This is a genomic window from Pseudomonas sp. MSSRFD41 (genome assembly GCF_014230245.1).
Lineage (GTDB): Bacteria > Pseudomonadota > Gammaproteobacteria > Pseudomonadales > Pseudomonadaceae > Aquipseudomonas > Aquipseudomonas piscis.
The window spans coordinates 104,159-123,328 of the sequence record NZ_JACKZK010000004.1 but is presented as its reverse complement, the minus strand read 5'-3'; the positions used below and the strand labels follow the sequence as shown (position 1 = coordinate 123,328).

Here is a 19,170-nt window from a genome sequence, read left to right as displayed (position 1 = left end):
GGCAACGCCCAATGAGCTACAGCAAGATTCCAGCGGGTAAGGACCTGCCGAACGACATCTACGTCGCGATCGAAATCCCGGCCAACCACGCGCCGATCAAATACGAAATCGACAAAGACAGCGACTGCCTGTTCGTTGACCGTTTCATGGCCACCCCGATGTTCTACCCGGCCAACTACGGTTTCATCCCCAACACCCTGGCCGACGACGGCGACCCCCTGGACGTGCTGGTCGTGACTCCCTATCCGGTCGCCCCGGGTTCGGTGATCCGCGCTCGTCCGGTCGGCATCTTGAACATGACCGACGATGGCGGCGGCGACGCCAAGGTGATCGCCGTTCCTCACGACAAGCTGTCCCAGCTGTACGTCGACGTGAAGGAATACACCGACCTGCCAGCGCTGCTGCTGGAGCAGATCAAGCACTTCTTCGAGAACTACAAGGATCTGGAGAAAGGCAAGTGGGTGAAGATCGATGGCTGGGGCAACGCTGACGCCGCCCGCGCCGAGATCCAGAAGTCGGTTGCCGCCTACAAGGGCTAAGAAGCGGCTATAAGCTTCGAGCGACACGCTTCAAGAAAAGCCCCGAGAGATCGGGGCTTTTTCATGGGTGACAGGAACCTGGCTGGCAGGCCGCACTCTTGCGTAGCCTGGGTCCCAGGGAGGATTATTTTTCTGTTTCAGGCCTCTGGCTCGCGCTTTACGCTGGGAATTCCAGATGAATATGCGTATGCTGCGCCCCACCTTTGCGCATCGGCCCTCATGGCCAGATCGCCCGACGAAGCGGATGACTCTCCCGCCAGTCCCACAGCCAGCCGCAAGAGCTGGGTGTCCATTTTGCAGGCTGGTGCGGTTTACCAAAAATAAGCCAAGCCAGTCCCCGAGAAGCCGGCCACAAGCCGGCTTTTTAATGCCTGAAAAACCTCACTCCGACTCCCCACCGAACAAGTACTTCTCCAACCCACCATGGAACGAGTACGTTCTGTCGCATATTGCTTTACACGAAAAAAAATCTGCTTAAATCTAATAGCAAGGAAATAGACACAGGCAAAAAATCAGAATGACGCAAATTGCGACAGAAGCTCTGCCTGAATTGATGGGCCTGGACAGCATGCGAGTCTGGGACACCGAGTTGGCCTTCGCCCACCTGAAGAGCCTGGGCGAGGCAGACACCAAGCGCACCGCAGAACGCCGCCTGCATAGCCTCCACCTGCTGCCCGAGTCTTTATCGGAGCACGATCTGCGTGATGAGCATGATCGCCCAGCGAACCCGCTGGTACTGGCATGGGCCATCCACCAGGCCCGCAGACGCCGTGATCGCGTACTGTTCGGCCAGATCGACAGTTTCGCCAACGGACGGCCCGTGCTGCATGTCAACGACGCCCGTGGCGCACGCTTTTGGATACCGTTGCCCGGAACAGGTAGCGAGGCCATCCACCAGGCCCTCGATGCCCTGCAGCATCACGTCGACAAACCCATCGCCTTCTTCCCCCATGGCGCACTGGTCGGCGCGACCCGGGCGATGGCCAGCACTCAGAACGTCCAGTTCTGCCTACCTGCCTATCAAGGAGTGCTCTCACCGAAGCAGCACAACGATGAGCGCAGTGCGGAGCTTGTCCACGCGCCATGGCTCAAACGCCTGGAAGCCGAGAGCATCTACATCATCCGCGAAGCCGTGGCCGAGGCGAAGAACCCAGTGTTGCTGTACTCCGCCGGCAAGGACAGCGATGTCATGCTGCATCTGGTACGCAAGGCATTCTATCCATCGACACCACCGCTGCCCTTGCTGCACATCGATACCCTCTGGAAATTCCAGGAGCTGTATCTGTTCCGGGATTCCGTCGCCCGAGAGAGCGGCATGGAACTCTTGGTGTACACCAACCCCCAAGCGCTCGAGAAACACATCAATCCGTTCGACCATGGCTCGGCCCTGCATACCCAGATCACCAAGACCGAAGGCCTGAAACGAGCCCTGGATCACTATCGATTCGATGTAGTGCTGGGCGGCGCCAGACGCGACGAAGAAAAGTCACGAGCCAAAGAACGCATATTCTCGCCACGCCCGGCTTCCCACCAGTGGGATCCTCAGGGCCAGCGCCCCGAGTTATGGAATCTCTACAACAGCCGCAAGGCCTCCGGCACGAGCATCCGGGTGTTTCCGCTGTCTAACTGGACCGAATTGGATATCTGGCGGTACATCCATCAAGAGAACATCGATGTTGCCCCCTTGTACTTCGCCAAACCACGCCCCGTGGTGATGCGCCCGGAGATGATCATGGTGGTCGATGATGGGCGCTGTCGCCTGCTACCGGACGAAAAGATCCAGATCAGGACAGTGCGCTTTCGCTCCTTGGGCTGCTATCCGCTCACCGGCGCCCTGGAGTCGGATGCCGAAACACCACAAGCGATTATTCGGGAACTCATGCATAGCCACCGGTCCGAACGGCACGCCCGGATAATCGATACCGACAGCCCCGGCTCCATGGAACAGAAAAAACGTGAGGGTTACTTCTGATGACTGACGACTCGACGCCCATATTGATCATCGGCGGCGGATTCAGCGGCACGCTGACAGCTATCCACTTGCTGCGCACCACTACCGGACAAGCCGCCTCCATCACACTGCTCGACCCAGCGGCTGTGCCGGGCCGTGGCCTTGCCTATCGGGGCAATGATGACAACCTGTTGTTGAACGTACCTGCCGGCAACATGAGTGCATTTGCCGACGATCCCTCGCACTTCGTGGAGTTCTGCCAGCAAATCGACCCCTCGTTCAACGTCGGCAGCTTCGTCTCCCGCCGCCTCTATGGACGCTACCTGCAGCTCAATCTGCAACGGGCCATGGCCGCCAACCCCGGCCGACTGAGGCTTGTGCAGGACCAGGCCCATGCGGTACACAGTCGACCTGGCAAGGATGGCTTCACGGTCACGCTGGCCTCCGGCCGCCTCCTGGCTGCGCAACACGTGGTCCTGGCCCTTGGGCACCAGGTACCGGGCTTTCCATTACCCTTGCCGCCCAAGGAGCTCGAGAAGGTGATCGAGCCCTGGGACTTCCAGCGCATGAGCCAACTGCCCGGGGATGCGCCCGTCCTGATCCTGGGTACCGGCCACACTGCCGTGGATGCGTTATTCCAACTGACTCAGCAAGCCCGGCCACGCAGGATCTGGATGCTTTCCCGACATGGCTTGCTGCCCCACGCTCACCGGCTCAACCCCGTGCCCCCTGCCACCAGCCAGTACCCGACCTACCTCGGTGAAGCACCGCTACGCGTACGTACCCTGCTGCGGGAACTGCGCAAGGAAATAGCTCGGAAGGCGTTGGCAGGCTGCGATTGGCGCGACGTGCTCAACCAGCTCCGTCCTCATACACCACGCCTGTGGCAAGCCATGCCCCTGGTCGAACGCCAGCGCTTCCTGCGCCATGGCATGGCCTTCTGGGACATCCACCGTCATCGCCTGGCACCACTCTCGGCAGATCGCCTGCAAGCGCTGAAAGAGAGCGACGAAGTTCAGGTCCTGGGTGGGCGCCTCACAAATATGCGGGCCACTAGCCGCGGAATGCTACAAGTGCAGTTCAGGCCTCGCTGCCAGCCTCGGGAACAATCCCTGGAGGTCGCCGCGATCATCAACTGCACCGGCCCGCGGATGTCCATTGGCTCTCATTCCAGCCCCCTGCTACAGCAACTGGCCCGGGATGGACTGCTGGTCCCCGACCCCAACAAACTGGGCGTGCTGATCGATGATCACTATCAACCGACCTGTTCCAGCGGCCAGGCTACCCCAGGGCTGTGGTACGTCGGCCCGATGCTCAAAGCGCAGCATTGGGAAGCCATTGCGGTGCCGGAACTTCGGGGGCATACACAACGACTCGCACAACACCTAGCCAGGCAACTGGCGATCTACCCTGTGCTCCCGACTCAAGCTGAGCTCGCCTGATCATGCCAGAGACCGTCCTTCATCCCTCAAAGCACCAAGACACCGTTCGATCATCGCCTGTCGTCGACGTCCCCAAGCAGCACCAAGACTCCCTGCGCCTGATCACCTGCGGAAGCCAGGGCGACGGCAAGAGCACCCTGGTAGGGCGACTGCTGTGGGAACTGCACCAGGTTACGGAAGATGAAGCCGACAGTTTGCGTGCCAATTGCCAGCCCCATGCTACCCAGGCCAAGGACATCAACTATGCCTTGCTGGTCGACGGTCTCGCCGCTGAAAAAAAGCTGGGCATGACCATCGACGTGACCTATCGCTTCTTCTCCACCTCGCGCCGCGCTTTCATCGTGGCGGACACCCCCGGCCACGAGAGCTATACCCGCAATATGGTGACCGGAGCCTCGACCTCGGATGTCGCGGTACTGGTGGTCGATGCTGTGCAAGGCATGCGCACACAGACTCGTCGGCATGCCTGCTTGCTATCGGCACTGGGCATCCGCCACGTGGTCCTGGCGATCAACAAGATGGACCTGGTCATAGACGGCCAGCGAGTATTCGAGGCCATTCAGGACGAGTTCCAGGCAACTTCGCCGACGTTGGGTTTCATCAGCGTCACGGCCATTCCCGTCTCCGCCCTGAAAGGCGATAACCTCACCAGCAGGTCGGCTCGCACCCCCTGGTACTCGGGACCGACCCTGGTCGGCTGCCTCGAAGCCCTGGAAATTCAGCGCGCCAGCAGCACCAGGGTGATCTTCCCAGTGCAGTGGATCAACAACCCCGACAGCGGTTTCTGCGGCCTCAGTGGCAGCCTGGTATCCGGCGAGCTGGCCCCTGGGGACGAGGTACGAGTCACCGCTTCGGGAAGAACAGCCAAGGTGGCTCGACTCGTCACCGCCGATGGCGACCTGCCCAAGGCTAGAGCCGGAGATGCCGTAACGCTGGTGCTGGATCAGGAGCTAAAGGCCTCACGCGGGGATGTACTCGCCCTGGCAGCCCAGCCATTGCCGATGAGTGATCAGTTCGAGGCTACCCTGGTCTGGATGGTCGAGGAAGCCGGGCTCATCGGCAGGACCTACGAGTTGAAGCTGGCCACCCAATGGACCACCGCCAGCATCACTACCCTGAAGTACAAGATGAATGTGGATACGCACTCCCGGGAGGCGGGCCGTCAGTTGGGACTGAATGATATTGCCGTGGCCACCCTGGCCCTGAGCACGCCACTGGTATTCAGCCCCTTTGCCGAATCGCAAGCACTGGGAGGGTTCATTCTGGTCGATACCTTTACCCATGCAACCGTCGCCGCCGGCATGATCCGCCATGATCTGCGCCGGGCACAGAACGTACATCGCCAGGCTTTGAGCATCACTCGCCAGGACCGCGAACGGCTCAATGGCCACAAAGGCAAGGTCATCTGGTTCACAGGCCTATCGGGCTCCGGTAAATCCACCATCGCCAATGCCTTGGAGCAAGAACTCCACGCCCAAGGCAAGCGCACCTACATTCTGGACGGCGACAATGTACGCCAAGGTCTAAACAAGGACTTGGGCTTCACTGACGCTGACCGCGTGGAAAACATCCGCCGCGTCGCGGAGGTGGCCAAGTTGATGATGGATGCAGGGCTGGTAGTGATGACCGCCTTCATCAGCCCTTTCAGGGCCGAACGCGAGATGGCCCGACAATTGATCGGAGAGGGACACTTCATCGAAGTGTTCGTCGATACCCCCCTCGAAGTCTGTGAACAACGCGACCCCAAGGGACTCTACAAAAAAGCAAGGAGTGGGCTGCTACCGAACATGACAGGCATCAATAGCCCGTATGAAGCCCCACAGCTCCCAACACTCACCATCACCCCGGAGCAAACCGACTCGAATCAAATATTAAGCAACTTAGTTGATAAAATTTTGCATAACTGAAAAAGATAACGCTTCGCCCAGTGACACAGCATTCAGCCATGCTGATATCTATTTAGCTGCGGCGAAGCAAATTTTATATAAGTTATAAAAATCACCCACAATGCTTCTAGCTAACTCACCCACGAATCAATTCAGGTTATCGGCCAATTAATTCAGTTTGAGCTCGCTGGTAGTCCTCGGGAATACCAATATCGATGAACGCCCCTGAGCTGACAAACACATCAAAACCTCCAGATTCCACTGCTGGTATAAGGAAGTCTGCTTCAAGGGAAAAAGCATCACCTGATTTGAATTTATTCAACTGTCCAGTCTCTAGCACATAACAACCTGCGTTGATGAGTCCTGAACCGCTTACACCTTTTTCAGTGAGGCCTGTAGCAATACCATTTTTTGTCAATAGTCGCCCATAACGTAAAGTATCAAGGACTTCACATCCGACGATAATCGGCCGCCGGCGAGCTTTCCATAACTGCTCTACATGATGCGATTCTAGATCAAGAAAAGTATCGCCATTAAAAACAAATACATGATCTGCGGTTACATGATCCATCGCTAAACGCACACCACCTCCGGTTCCAAGCGGCCGATCCTCGATTACATAAGCTATTTCGAGCTCCCCATAGCGAGCCCCAAAATGGCTGATGATTGTCTCAGCCATGAATCCCACTGACAAAATAGCTTTGGAGAAACCTCTGGCAGCTATCATGTTCAATAGAATCTCAAGAAATGGACGTCCGCCGATCGGTGCCATTGGCTTGGGTAAGTCGGCCACGACCGAACGCAGCCGTGTTCCTAAGCCTCCAGCCAAGACAATGGCTTCCATCAAACACCCTCCTTAAACAAGGCGCGCTCAACAATCCCACATAAAATATGACCAAGCACTGCATGAGCCTCCTGAATTTTCGGAGTATCTGCACTTGGCACCCCCAAATAGAAGTCGCAGAGCGACTGCATTGGTCCACCTCGATTACCTGTCATACCAATGCATAGCACTCCGCGATTCCTAGCCTCCTGCAAGGCCAGAATAACGTTCGCCGACTTACCCGATGTAGAATAGGCAATCAGCACATCACCCTCTTGCGCATGAGCCTGCACTTGTCGAGCAAATAATTTGTCATAGCCATAGTCATTACCAATTGCGGTAAGAATGGAAGTATCTGTCGTTAAAGCAATTGCGGGCAGGCCAGGCCGATCAAAAGCAAAGCGACTGACAAACTCACCAGCAATATGCTGAGCATCGGCCGCACTACCACCGTTCCCCAGTAACAGAAGTTTTTTCCCTCGTTGCATACTGTCAACACAGGCTTGTGATGCAGCTTCAAGGGATTCCAATAATGCCTGATCTACAAGCATGTCAGATATGACCTGCTGTGTTTCAGCCATACGCTCCTTGATATAGTTTCTCATAATGATTTCCATGCTTGAGAACCATGCTTAGTGAAGTGACAGTTACTCACCTGTCCACCGAAAGCAGTTAAAGTCCGGATTACATTCATGCGTTTTTCAGCTGGAACAAAGAACCACATAAAGCCTCCCCCACCGGCCCCGGAAACTTTCCCAGCTAGGGCACCAGCGTTACATGCGGCCTCATATATTTCATCAATCTTGGGGTTTGATACAGTCTTGGCAGTACGTTTCTTACTTTCCCAGCCAAGGCGCATAGACTCAACAATACCGGTAAAGTCACCACGTAACAGGCTCTCTTTCATAGCTTGAGCCTCACGCTTCACACCATGCATAGCTTCTAGCGCAGCTGACACACCGGCTTTAAGATTATTACTTTGATCTGAAATTATTCGAGCAGACTCTCGAGAAACGCCGGTGAAGTATAAAACCAACGAAGCTTCAAGTTCACACAACACCCAATCCTTGATACGTAACGGATTGATTACCGCCCGCTCATTGGCGTAAAACTCCATGAAATTGAAACCACCAAAGGTTGCCGAGTATTGATCCTGCCGACCTCCTTGAAGATCGCAATCTATACGCTCAATTTTATAAGCTAGATGAGCAATGGCATAGTCATCAAGAGGCAAATTCAATAACTCGACAAAGGCCTTGATCATCGCGACGACTAAAGTTGAAGAAGATCCTAGGCCAGATCCTGGAGGTGCATCACAGAAGGTACTCAACTCCATTGGAATTGGTTTACCTTCGTTAAAGTTCTGCACCATGTGGTTATAGACGGCCTTGTGCAGGTCAAGCTCACCAGTTAAAGCCAGAGTGCCATCTGCGGCCATGGACATCTCAGCCTGTTGATCGGTAGCGACCAACCGAACAACAGACTCATCTAATGTTTTAATAACTGCATAAGCATAGCGATCAATGGTGGCATTGAGTACAAACCCACCATGGATGTCACAGTATGGAGAAACGTCCGTACCGCCTCCGGCCAAACCAAGACGAAGAGGGGCTCGCGCGCGAAATGTTGGCATTAGTTAGTTCCACTACTCAATAAATTCATCCAGAGTTGCCAGTTACCGATTTAACGGAATCCGCCCCTTGGCGATTTCACTGCGCCAGTGCTCAAGCAAATCGGCGAACATTTTTTTAGCCGGAATTTCTGGCTTCCAATCAATCGCGGTACGGATCTTAGTATTGTCAAACATCTGATAGTCAGCATCAATTGGTCGCATACGCTCTTGATCTGCCACGACTTTGATGTCAGTACGCGTACTTAATCCGAGTAGGATCTCGATCACTTGAGGCAGTTGATAAGCCTCTTCACCGGCAATATTGAAGTACTCTCCAGAAGGAATTTTCCCTAAAGCACTTGCCTCGAGCAAAAGGAAATAAGCTCTGACTGCATCCCGCGCATCCTGAAAAGTCCTGGTACTAGAAAGATTCCCAACCCGAATGATAGGCTCCTGATACCCAGCTTCAATCAATGCAATTTGCTTCGCTACGGTGCTTTCAAAAAATACATCGCTACGCCGTGGACCGGAGTGTGTTCCCATTCGCGTTATGAAGGTGCGCAAGCCGTACGCTTCACCATAAAAGCGCCCAAGGTAATCGGTACCAATCTTGCTGATACTGTAGGGGCTTGCTCCATGGAAAGACGACTCTTCCGCCAACGGAACACCTGGCTGAGCCTTACCATAAACCTCGCTGGATGAGCAGATATGCACTACTGGGTCATATCCATCAGCTTCTTTCTGCTGACGAATGCATTCCAGCAAGTTGGCCGTGCCGATAATATTAGTTTGCAAGGTCTCGATCGGAATTTCAAACGAGGTTTTCGGATAAGACTGAGCAGCCAAGTGCGAAATAAACTCTGGCTTTACAGACTTGATCATCCGCGCAAGGGAAGAATAGTCGTTAAGATCGGCATAACATAAACTAATACGGTCTTTACGATTGATTCGATTGGTTAAATGATAAAGATTATCCATCGATTCCTGCCATCGCATCATGCCGAAGACATCAAAATCTGTATTCTCTAGAACATAGTCAGCCAACTGGGAACCGACTTGCCCGGTTATTCCGGTAATCAGGATTTTTTTAGCCATCTCAACTCCTCACGCCCCTCAGCAACCACAAAAATAATCGCCAACTTGAAACTCAACAGTTAAAAGGAATCGATTCCAAAATAACAGAGGCCGCTTAGACCTCAATAACATGCGCTCTACTCTTTTAGACAGCCAAAATCTCAAAAAACCTTGCTATCTATGATCAAGAGTCACCAAAACTTTGGAAAAATATCTTTATCAAAGCATAGCTATTTCTGACGCCGACAGAGCTCAAATAGTATTCTATTTAACAGCCACAAACATGAACTGTTCCCCACCTAGATAACCAAACTCCCGCGAGTGATAGCAAAGCGCATATGAGTCTCGGAAACCTGAAGCACGAATTTGATGAAGCATCTCCCAGCCGAAATGCTGAAAGCACAATACACCATCGCCAGATAGTGGATCGCCATGATACTCAGCTGGCAAAATGTGATTGATTTCACCGTTCTCGATCGTTGCCCGCACCAGATTTGAAGGGGAACTCGGAATGAACGGTACCGACCACATCATTTTCCCCCCTTCTTTAAGAACGCGGGCACACTCTTTAAAAGCTTGCAGGTAGTCTGGTATATGTTCAAGTACATCAAGCGACACCAGCGTATCAAAAGATTCGTCGGGAAAGCTCAAAGCACAAAGCGTTTCATTACGCACACCGTCTTTATTCACGGCACCAAAAGGCAGTTTGTCGCCAAGAAATTCACTACCAACCGTATTAGAGAATTTCCCCGAGAAATAAGTGTAAATTGGAGTCACTTGCTCTGTGATATACAGACTATTATCAGGATAAGCCTCCATCTCTAGATCAAATAGATGAAAAGTGGCGCGCATTCGATTGTTAAAATATGTCTCTGGGCAGCAAACACGCTCGCGCCAATTAACCCTGTCGATGCTACCGGAGTGTTGAAAATCAACAAGAAATTCAACTTGCTTACCAGCCGTATATGAATAGCCAGGAACAGTAAACTCTGTCGGCGTAGAAGGCTGCACTAGACTTAAGTAGGCATTATGCTCATCAACAGACTTTTTATTCTTTTTCGAGTGAACAATAAAATCTTCATAAGAGCGAATTCTGTATACTTGCATACAACCCCTTTACCTTTAGCCGATACAGCCATTTATAATTTTCTTCTTGCACCACGAAACTTTAAATCGACAAGTCACTTCCTGGCCGTTTCCCAGTTCTTTTCATACCACTCATAAGTTGATCGAATACCCTCAGGCAGGGTAACACGGGCGGTAAAACCGGTAGACATAAGGCGGTCGAGATTATAATAACGAACAAGCTGTCCATCAGGCTTACTTGCATCCCATTCAACCGGCACGCCTGTAAGAGCTTGCAAGGTATCGACGATGTAACGAATAGGATGACGCATTCCACTTCCCATGTTCACAGCGCCTTCAAGGTTATGAAGTATAGCTACCAATGCGCGCGCCGTATCGTCAGCATAACTGAAGTCACGAATGGCAACGCCACTTCCCCAAGCCTTCACAGAAGTGCCATTTCTTTTAGCCATATGAAACTTGGCGACTAGAGAAGGGATGACGTGACCTTCTTCGATATTGAAACTATCGTGTGGGCCATACAGGTTACCGCTGATTACAAAAGCGGAGGACAGGCCATATTGTTCCTTAGCAGCATCCAGCTGAGCGAGCATAAGTCTCTTTGAATGAGCGTAGGAGTCTTCTGACGGATGCGGCGGCCCGAGCCAAACCTGGCTCTCAAAAAGCTCCTCTTGTCCTTTTAGCTCTGGATATACGCAACCTGATCCCATTGCTACAATTTTTTTCACACCTACACGTCGTGAATACTCCACAACATTCGTATTAATAAGAACATTGTCGACCAGAATATCCGACTTGTATCGTGTATTTCCACCAATTCCGTGGACTCGAGCAGCAAGATGAAATACATAGTCTGGAGAGATTTTTGACATCAATTGCGAAACCGCAACGCTGTCGCGCAGATCGCAGTCGTGGCTTCCTATACTAATAACATTGACAAACCCCTCTTCAGCCAACGTGCGGGAAAGCGCACGCCCGACCAAACCAGTGCCGCCCGTAATTAAAATACGCGAAGCGGGATCAATCGCTATCTGTTTAATCATGTGTTCTCCATTTTTTTGCATGCCTGTAGCGTTCTTTAAATTTACCGATATAAGCAGTATTTTTCGAGGTTGAAAGTAGAATCAACCCACAGAGCTTAGCAGTTTCCAGCCATGAGACTTGCAGAAGCGCTTTGCCCACATCTAGCCAACTGGCGGGCTCATATAGGAACCGAATGACATCCGATCCTATAAGCGTGGCAAATAACGCTACTGGCTGGCCACTACTACGAAATAAACGATATTTGGTCAACATAAACTCAGCTTGGGAACGTGCTGATTTAACTCTGACTCGGGAGGTTACTTCATGCTTACGAAATTGGCTCAGCGCCGAGTGCTTAAATACGACCTTGCCTTGCTTTATCACATCCCCAACAAACAACCAGTCACCTGTGAGCCGTAGACGTTTCAAGAAAGGATTAAAAGCTCCCCTAAAGGCACTAGCCTTAAAAAGAGCTGAACTCATATTGGGGACCGTCTGTCCTCGTATCTGGAAGTTCAAAAGCTCATCAAGTCCGTCTGCGACAAAATCCACATCCCATCGCGACTCTTTCCAGACATCGTGAAAATAACTATTCGTATGGCCTATAACCTCACTAACTTCATTAATTATTAATGAACTAGTATAAACAAGTACAGCCTCCGGCTCGGCACAAAACTCCTCAACAGCCACCTCGACAAAATTCAGCTCAGCAACGTCATCACTTTCGCAAATCCAAATATACTCTCCTGTAGCTAAAGTGCATATTCGCTCCCATGCCGCAAAGGGAGAGCCTGAGTTCTGTTCATTACGAATATACAGAAACTCATAGCGAGCTTGTAATTCGCTGATGATGCGATGCGAGTCATCACAAGAAGCATCGTCAATAACGAATAACTCAATATTCTCATAGGTCTGATTGAGTATCGACTTGATCCGTTCTTCAATATAGCGTCCATGGTTAAAAGAAGGCACCAATACGCTAACCTTAGGAGATTGCTCTCTCACTCTGCCTCCTCAAGCTTATATATCTTACGAATGGAGGCCCATTTTGACTGCCATGAGTAACGTTCCATGCACAGCTTTCGTGCCGCCGTCCCCATCCGATCATTAAGCTCCAAGTTTGTCAGTAACTGAATACATCTATCAGCAAATGTCTCAGGTGTTTCAGCAACAAATATATTGACTCCGTCTTGGTAGGAAAGTCCTTTGAATGCTATAGGAGATACCACACAAGGGCATCCTACTACCGCATATTGATTCACCTTGCCACGGAACCCTGAACCGCCAAGTGCAGGTGCGATCCCGACCCTTGCTTTCTCTATGTACGGAGCAAGAGCTTCGACTTCTCCAACAAATTCGATTGATTGGTCTTGATACTTTTGGAAGGGTGAGAGATCACCTCTACCTACTACCGTGAGCACGTAGCCTGGCACACAAGCTTTCACCATAGGATGGACATGCTCTAAATACCAATGTAAGGCAAGAACATTAGTCTCAGACCCAAAATATGCTACATACAGTAGAGATGCTCGTTTAGTCGCTGAACTTTTTATTTCGTAACTTGGATTTAGAGCCTCTTTAAACTCAAACTGCGACACACCTGTATCGACTCCAGATATATGTCGTGAAGAAGTCACTGCACGTAAAAATGCTGCATCGGCAGAGGATACGCAGACCACCTCATCAACTTTTTGTGTAAACACCAATTCCTCAGCTGCTGTACGTAACATCGCGGCAAACCGACGGAGCGGCAGGAAATTACTTATGTTTAAATTACTACGCACACCAAGGAATAATACTTTCGCGGCTGACTCCATTGGTGTAAAAATTATCTTTTTCCCAAACTGCCTAAATCCGTCCACATAATGGCCGGTTTGATGAAACTGGAGATCAATCACGTCATAGGCTAACATACAGCCGCTTTGCTCAGCTAAAACACTTGGCGATAAATCTTCAGCGGGCGACAAATAAACATTATCAAACAACCGATAGACATCGTCCAAAGACCAATCAATTGTAGGTCTATGGTGAGTCAGCAAGTCGATCTGAATGCTTGAACATTGTTCTCGGATAAGAGAATAGATATCAAGAATTCGGAGTCCCCCAGCATGAGCTCGAGTCGGACAGTAATGACTCACGAGAAGAATTCTAAAAACCTTCTCACTCACATTTATTTTAATATCATTGACAGACTCACAAGGCGTATCAGATAGAGACTCACCGACCGAAATAGGTAATTGCGAAACAGGTCTACCGCCACGAGATAGAAAGGTAATAAATTTTGCAGACCACCAGACAAGCTTACGCAGAGGCGATGTTATTCGCCAAGACTTTGAGTTATACAAGTCCAATAACTCCCCACTTATTTCTCCAATCTGCCCATCTCTCGCAGCAACGAGTTTTTTAAGCTCCACAACCTGATCGTCGTGCTCTCGCAAGACTTTCACCAGATCATCTTTTAATTTTTCAAGCCCCACCTCCTGAGAGGTACGAGCCATTACAAGTGGCTCTAGCATTTTTCTTAAACTATCAATCAGGGTATCACGCTCCGCAATCATCTGATTAAGCTGAGCAGAGTGTCCATCGCGCTCTTGGGAGAGTTGAGCAAGAGTGGCTTTCAGTTGCTCAATTCCAGCTTTCTGGGCATTACAAGCAATAACAAGAGAGTCGACCGATTGGCCTAAATTACCAATTAGCGCATCACGCTGTACAATATCTTCATTAAGCTTCGCCACCTGTTCATCATTTTTTTTCAAAAGCTGAATGTAAGCTTCTTTTAGCTGTTCAACCCCTGCTTTCTGCGAGTCACGATCGACAATCAGGGACTCCACTGTTTGGCCTAGATCTCCTACTAGAGCATCTCGCTCAACAATTGCTTTTTGTCCAGCTGCGATTAAGCTTTCACTATTCTGCAAATACTTCAACAAGAAACGCTCACCATCCTGGATCGCTACAAATTTATCTATTTTTTCCTTTGCGAGGAGATCATCAACTCCAACCCTGTCTTCCGCTAACTCAAGCATGAAGCTGTAAAGCTCGATCACTTTAGGCGGAACATCCTGATCCGCGCGCAGATCGGAAACTTTATATTCGGTATGCCTTAAATCAGCCGCTAAAAATTCGTCATGATACTTCTTGAACTCGTCGGATTCTTTTTCGAAATTTAAATCCAACGAATTTGCAATCCTATATAGTTGTTTCTCTGGATTTTCCATCAGCAAATCGAAATCTACAACTACTCGCTTTCCGCCAATGGTATCCGTCAGACTGGTCAGTGTATATTCAAACCAAAGCAAGTAAGCTCTATCCAAACTTACCCCAGCATACTTAGATAGAGATCGGGCCACACTCATGGGATTACGGCACGCGATAACGTAACCTTCTTTGATTTCCAGTCGACCAAATATTTCACGCCAGAAGGGGAGCAGACGAGTCATTTGAGGATCTTTCATCCCAAACACACTTGCCCTCCTCAACTTACATCTCATAATTTCTGTAGCACGTAACTTCAGTTCGGCCAGTCCCGCCTCATCCATTGACGCTAAGGGCACGGGTGTAAGATTATGCCAATCGTGTTCAATTTCTTTGAAAATTTCCAAATTCAAAGAATAGATATCTTGATCTTCCCAAAAGCCTTTATCGTTAACTCCGATCTTCGGTGGCATTAAGTTTTCGCCAAGCTCGACTCCTAACACCGCCAACGCCCGTGTAATTGCACTAGTACCACTGCGCCCAGGCCCAACAACTAGAACCGTCTTTTTCCCTTTTACATCAGTCATCAAATCTAAATCCTTATTCAACAACGCAAGCATGAATTTGGTGCGTACAATTGAAATCAACCAAACCAGAGATCAGACAGTCTACCCTTGGTTGCACTCGAAACATGCAGGCATCTAGTATGCGGTGAAGGTATACTTCCTCTCCATTTCTTATACCGTAAACACCTGCATTTACAAAATAGAGCCCTGGATTTAGATTACACTGAAAGCGAAATTCGACTTGATAGTTTGATCCAGTTGAAGCATAGGGGAGTGCCTTTCTTAGGCTTGAGGCGCTAACAGCCCCACCGAGTTCGACCCCAGATATCGTTTTAATAAGCATCCCGAACAGGACATTAGTCGCATCAGATGTAAACTGAACATTGTACTTGAAAAAATAGAACTCTCCATTCTGTAAGCAATTCACCTTATTCCCAGAAAGGTTGAATAGCTGCGGCCTACTGATTAATGCGCCACGCTCTTCATAATTAATCGTACTTTTCGGTTGCAAATGGGGATCAAAAAAATCATTTAGCACCAATGAACCCGAACTTCCGATATTTTTTTGCTCTTGTAGCTCTCTCTCATGTTGTTCGCCAGAAATAGCGCCAATTATTTGCTCTCTAACTTCCTCACGTCTGTCCATTGGTGCATATAGTAACTTTTGGTACAATCCAATAATTTTCTTGGGCTTCCCGTCAGCAAGCCTCTCTCCCGAATCCATCAAAAGAGCACGATCGCATAGCTCAACGATTTGGGAACCCGAGTGAGATACGAATAGAATAGTAGCGCCATTTGCCCGGATAGCTTCGATACGAGCAAAGCACTTACGCTGAAACAATTCATCCCCAACAGATAAGGCTTCATCGACAATTAGTATTTCAGGATCGACATTAATTGCGACTGCAAAAGCCAAGCGAACCATCATTCCGCTTGAGTAGGTTTTTACTGGTTGCTCGATGAAATTACCAATATCGGCAAAAGCGACAATATCGTCAAAGCGCGAGTCGATTTCTTGTCTAGTCAGCCCTAACACGGCGCCATTGAGGTAAACATTTTCACGCCCACTGAATTCTGGGTTAAAGCCAGAACCTAGCTCAAGCAGCGCAGCGATGCGTCCGTTAGTTTGTATACTTCCGGAAGTTGGGTTAAGCGTTCCGCAGATCATTTGCAGTAGCGTCGACTTCCCACTGCCATTACGACCGACAATACCAACGGTCTCGCCTTTTTTGACCTCGAAAGATACATCCTTGAGTGCCCAAAACTCTCGAAAGTACTGCTTTGGTTGCTTGAAAACTGAGCGCTGTAAGCGCGGCAAGATGAATTGTTTGAGCCGATCTCTTGGCTGCTCATAAATCTGATAGCACTTGCTCAGTTTTTTGACTTCGATGGCGATTTCAGAGGACATCGGCAAACCCCTTTCTGGTCTTCTGAAACCAGGCAAATCCCACCCAGGCAACAAAAAAACTAACAGCTAAATATATTGCAAGTAAATTAAGATCAGGTGAAACCCCAAAATATAAAGCTGCTCTAATCATTTCAATCACTGGCGTTAGCGGATTCAAGTACAACAAATATTGATAATCCTCAGGCAACGCTGCTGCAGGGTAGAAAACAGGGCTAAGAAATAAAAGCATTGTTGTTATGATACCAATGAATTGCGTGACATCTCTCAGATATACACCCAATGAAGCCAAGCCCCAACTCAATCCCATGATCAGGAGCATCAGAGGCAATAACAACAGTGGTAAATAGAGAGCCGTAACATGAGGAATACCGAACAAGAATAAGTAAGCCAGCATCCAAACTCCAAGACTGACAACGCCATGAAAAAGAGACGAAAGCAACCCTACAAAAGGTAATATCTCCAATGGAAATACCACTTTCTTTACATAATTCACGTTGGATAGAATCAAACTGGGGGATCGACTTATACACTCAGAGAACAAATTAAAAACAATCAACCCAGCAAACAACAGCAAAGCAAACTCTGTTTTCGAACCGTTTCCTGCCCCCCAGCGAGCCTTGAATACTTCGCTAAAGACAAAAGTATAAATTGCCAACATAAAAACTGGATTGAAAAACGACCAAAACAACCCCATAACTGAACCACGATACCGCCCAAGGACTTCTCGCTTCACAGAAGCCATAACCAGCTCTCGATTACGCCACAGGCTCGTAATCATTGCTCTTGGACTAGCAGAAAAATATTGCATTAGACAAGACTCCCTAACCTCAACAACACTTGATGATTGTTCTTACGAAAGAGCTCATCACAATTCAGGCAGCCAAATCGAATTGGTACAGGAATACTAGCTTCAAGAACAAAAATTTTAATCAAGTTACAGCCCCCTAGAAAAATCAAAAATTCCACAAGAATCAATTTTCAGTAAACAGGCAATCAGCACCGACATTATTAAAATTAACGGCGAAAAACTGAGGCTTGGCAGGGGTTTCGCAACTTTCGAATGGTAAATAGCGGCCATTCAGAATAGCGACAATCAAGCTGAGTACAGGCGCAGAACCCGAAACAGCTCAAGAGAAACAGACTGGCCGTGACGAAAAACTCGCGCTCCATAGGTGAGGCTGCGGCTACTTTATAGGACCATACATCATATTGAAAGATATCTGTAATAAGCATCGTTGCTTACCAAAAAACGAAGACGCGTTCATTTAAATATCCAGCTTGCCGAACTCGGGTAGAATTACTATTAATGGAGCTCTGCTCCTTGCCAACCATAATGGTCATGACTCAAATCTTCCCGAAAACTGCTGCAACGGCAAGACCAATATTCCCAAGTATTGTTTGGCGGTAAACTCCGGAACGCTTGAGTTGAACGAGACGCGGTATGAGGCTTTTTTTCCGCGCCATGCTAAATCTTTTAAAAATCGCTTGATTCTCAGGAGTAAGCCGATGCTCAAGGGCATTCAGGGCAGCGATATTACTATCACTCCAATATTTGAAGCGCCCTTCAAATAACATCCGAATACGCTTGAAGCGGGCATTCCAGTTGGAGTTTGTTCCAATCAAGTTCCCGCTGTGCTGGCGATAACGAAGTGTTGGCTCACTGTCATAGAAAACTTGACCACCGCAACCACTAATCACTAAATATGCCCACCAATCATGACTCACAACAGGCTGGCGTTCCCCTGCCTCACGCAGAAGCCTACGCGCAGCTTCGTTGAAAAGCATAGTATTGCCGCCACCGATATTCTGCATCAGCGCATTGGCAAAACTAGGAGGTCTTGAAAAAAGTGGGGAGACACCAATTTCATTATTATTAACATCTACCAACCGAGTACGAGAACAATACAAGCCTGGCACTTCGTCGGGTACGGTCTGCAACCAGCGCACGGCTCGAGCCAGCTTGTCCGCTTCCCAGATATCATCCTGATCGGAATAGGCATAGAAATCGGCCTTGATATGCTCCTTGCAGGTTAACGAGAGAAAATTCGCGGCAAAACCTTCTGCCGGTCCGGAACAAATAAACAGGCTGCCTTCAGACCATTTATGCTGATAGGACTCCAGTATTGCGCGAGTATCGTCTTCAGACCCGTCGTCGGAAGCCCATACCTGCCAATTCGAATGAGATTGAGCCTCGAAAGATGCCAACTGCTCAGCCAAATAGCGCTGACCATAGTAGGTGCACAACAAGATAGCGACCTTCGGCAAAGCCATATCCACATCACTCCTACACTCAGCTTCAAAAACAGGCTGCACACCTGAGGAGTTCGATTCGCTGGTCGATTGAACTTCAAATAGATTGTTGACTGAGAAAATTTCAGTGTTTGACAGATTATATCTAGGCATCCACCCGCCTTAACTGCGAAGAAACAAACTCACACTGTTCTGAGCACTGTCCATAGCACTCGTTTACGGGGGGGGGGCGGCCGACCATCGCCTTGAACATCCAAGGAACCCTACCTTCCCCCTTGGTACCCGGCAATGATTGCGCCTAGCCATCATCAAGAGCTC

At 49.6% G+C, this 19,170-nt stretch carries 15 protein-coding genes; 4 read left to right on the top strand and 11 right to left on the bottom strand.

Annotated elements, in window-relative coordinates:
- The first annotated feature begins 11 nt into the window (after window positions 1–11).
- The 4 genes from ppa to cysC all read left to right on the top strand — a co-directional run bounded on the left by ppa (window position 12) and on the right by cysC (window position 5,839).
- Window positions 12–539 (top strand): inorganic diphosphatase, encoded by a 528-nt coding sequence (ppa, locus tag H7A76_RS09395; RefSeq protein WP_022641232.1) that lies wholly within the window; start codon window positions 12–14, stop codon window positions 537–539.
- A gap of 517 nt (window positions 540–1,056) precedes the next feature.
- The gene (cysD, locus tag H7A76_RS09390) at window positions 1,057–2,511 is read left to right on the top strand and encodes a sulfate adenylyltransferase subunit CysD (protein ID WP_185698233.1); all 1,455 of its coding nucleotides are present in this window, start codon (window positions 1,057–1,059) and stop codon (window positions 2,509–2,511) included.
- A complete protein-coding gene (locus tag H7A76_RS09385; RefSeq protein ID WP_185698232.1) occupies window positions 2,511–3,932 on the top strand; it encodes an FAD/NAD(P)-binding protein in 1,422 nt (473 codons plus the stop codon). The genes cysD and H7A76_RS09385 overlap by 1 nt, the downstream gene beginning before the upstream one ends.
- Window positions 3,933–3,934: 2 nt before the next feature.
- Complete coding sequence (gene cysC, locus H7A76_RS09380) at window positions 3,935–5,839, top strand: adenylyl-sulfate kinase (protein ID WP_185698231.1); 1,905 nt, start codon at window positions 3,935–3,937, stop codon at window positions 5,837–5,839.
- Between the two features lie 136 nt (window positions 5,840–5,975).
- Here cysC and H7A76_RS09375 read toward each other — a convergent pair whose 3' ends face one another.
- From H7A76_RS09375 to H7A76_RS09325, 11 genes are all read right to left on the bottom strand, one after another.
- Window positions 5,976–6,662, bottom strand: coding sequence for a sugar phosphate nucleotidyltransferase (locus H7A76_RS09375; protein ID WP_221775174.1), 687 nt, complete (start codon window positions 6,660–6,662; stop codon window positions 5,976–5,978).
- On the bottom strand, window positions 6,662–7,258 hold the full coding sequence (locus H7A76_RS09370) for a D-sedoheptulose 7-phosphate isomerase (RefSeq protein ID WP_185698229.1): 597 nt from the start codon (window positions 7,256–7,258) through the stop codon (window positions 6,662–6,664). The genes H7A76_RS09375 and H7A76_RS09370 overlap by 1 nt, the downstream gene beginning before the upstream one ends.
- Window positions 7,243–8,274 (bottom strand): dehydrogenase, encoded by a 1,032-nt coding sequence (locus H7A76_RS09365; RefSeq protein ID WP_185698228.1) that lies wholly within the window; start codon window positions 8,272–8,274, stop codon window positions 7,243–7,245. Before H7A76_RS09365 ends, H7A76_RS09370 begins: the two co-directional genes overlap by 16 nt.
- A 42-nt stretch (window positions 8,275–8,316) precedes the next feature.
- On the bottom strand, window positions 8,317–9,348 hold the full coding sequence (locus H7A76_RS09360; protein ID WP_185698227.1) for a GDP-mannose 4,6-dehydratase: 1,032 nt from the start codon (window positions 9,346–9,348) through the stop codon (window positions 8,317–8,319).
- Between the two features lie 243 nt (window positions 9,349–9,591).
- Window positions 9,592–10,434, bottom strand: coding sequence for a class I SAM-dependent methyltransferase (locus H7A76_RS09355; protein ID WP_185698226.1), 843 nt, complete (start codon window positions 10,432–10,434; stop codon window positions 9,592–9,594).
- A 74-nt stretch (window positions 10,435–10,508) separates the two neighbouring features.
- Window positions 10,509–11,456, bottom strand: coding sequence for an NAD-dependent epimerase/dehydratase family protein (locus H7A76_RS09350; protein WP_185698225.1), 948 nt, complete (start codon window positions 11,454–11,456; stop codon window positions 10,509–10,511).
- A complete protein-coding gene (locus tag H7A76_RS09345; RefSeq protein WP_185698224.1) occupies window positions 11,449–12,441 on the bottom strand; it encodes a glycosyltransferase in 993 nt (330 codons plus the stop codon). The genes H7A76_RS09350 and H7A76_RS09345 overlap by 8 nt, the downstream gene beginning before the upstream one ends.
- Complete coding sequence (locus tag H7A76_RS09340; RefSeq protein ID WP_185698223.1) at window positions 12,438–15,215, bottom strand: glycosyltransferase; 2,778 nt, start codon at window positions 15,213–15,215, stop codon at window positions 12,438–12,440. Before H7A76_RS09340 ends, H7A76_RS09345 begins: the two co-directional genes overlap by 4 nt.
- A 13-nt stretch (window positions 15,216–15,228) precedes the next feature.
- Window positions 15,229–16,602 (bottom strand): ABC transporter ATP-binding protein, encoded by a 1,374-nt coding sequence (locus tag H7A76_RS09335; RefSeq protein WP_185698222.1) that lies wholly within the window; start codon window positions 16,600–16,602, stop codon window positions 15,229–15,231.
- Complete coding sequence (locus H7A76_RS09330) at window positions 16,592–17,410, bottom strand: ABC transporter permease (protein ID WP_185698221.1); 819 nt, start codon at window positions 17,408–17,410, stop codon at window positions 16,592–16,594. The genes H7A76_RS09335 and H7A76_RS09330 overlap by 11 nt, the downstream gene beginning before the upstream one ends.
- Window positions 17,411–17,946: 536 nt before the next feature.
- Window positions 17,947–19,005, bottom strand: coding sequence for a glycosyltransferase family 2 protein (locus H7A76_RS09325; protein ID WP_185698220.1), 1,059 nt, complete (start codon window positions 19,003–19,005; stop codon window positions 17,947–17,949).
- Between the last annotated feature and the right edge of the window lie 165 nt (window positions 19,006–19,170).

Excerpts from the sequence above, each read along its gene's own strand:
- H7A76_RS09370 (WP_185698229.1), bottom strand. The coding sequence starts at position 7,258 with ATGGAAATCATTATGAGAAACTATATCAAGGAGCGTATGGCTGAAACA.
- cysC (WP_185698231.1), top strand. The coding sequence starts at position 3,935 with ATGCCAGAGACCGTCCTTCATCCCTCAAAGCACCAAGACACCGTTCGA.
- H7A76_RS09335 (WP_185698222.1), bottom strand. The coding sequence starts at position 16,602 with ATGTCCTCTGAAATCGCCATCGAAGTCAAAAAACTGAGCAAGTGCTAT.
- ppa (WP_022641232.1), top strand. The coding sequence starts at position 12 with ATGAGCTACAGCAAGATTCCAGCGGGTAAGGACCTGCCGAACGACATC.
- H7A76_RS09355 (WP_185698226.1), bottom strand. The coding sequence starts at position 10,434 with ATGCAAGTATACAGAATTCGCTCTTATGAAGATTTTATTGTTCACTCG.
- H7A76_RS09330 (WP_185698221.1), bottom strand. The coding sequence starts at position 17,410 with ATGCAATATTTTTCTGCTAGTCCAAGAGCAATGATTACGAGCCTGTGG.
- H7A76_RS09375 (WP_221775174.1), bottom strand. The coding sequence starts at position 6,662 with ATGGAAGCCATTGTCTTGGCTGGAGGCTTAGGAACACGGCTGCGTTCG.
- H7A76_RS09385 (WP_185698232.1), top strand. The coding sequence starts at position 2,511 with ATGACTGACGACTCGACGCCCATATTGATCATCGGCGGCGGATTCAGC.
- cysD (WP_185698233.1), top strand. The coding sequence starts at position 1,057 with ATGACGCAAATTGCGACAGAAGCTCTGCCTGAATTGATGGGCCTGGAC.
- H7A76_RS09325 (WP_185698220.1), bottom strand. The coding sequence starts at position 19,005 with ATGCCTAGATATAATCTGTCAAACACTGAAATTTTCTCAGTCAACAAT.
- H7A76_RS09350 (WP_185698225.1), bottom strand. The coding sequence starts at position 11,456 with ATGATTAAACAGATAGCGATTGATCCCGCTTCGCGTATTTTAATTACG.
- H7A76_RS09365 (WP_185698228.1), bottom strand. The coding sequence starts at position 8,274 with ATGCCAACATTTCGCGCGCGAGCCCCTCTTCGTCTTGGTTTGGCCGGA.
- H7A76_RS09360 (WP_185698227.1), bottom strand. The coding sequence starts at position 9,348 with ATGGCTAAAAAAATCCTGATTACCGGAATAACCGGGCAAGTCGGTTCC.
- H7A76_RS09340 (WP_185698223.1), bottom strand. The coding sequence starts at position 15,215 with ATGACTGATGTAAAAGGGAAAAAGACGGTTCTAGTTGTTGGGCCTGGG.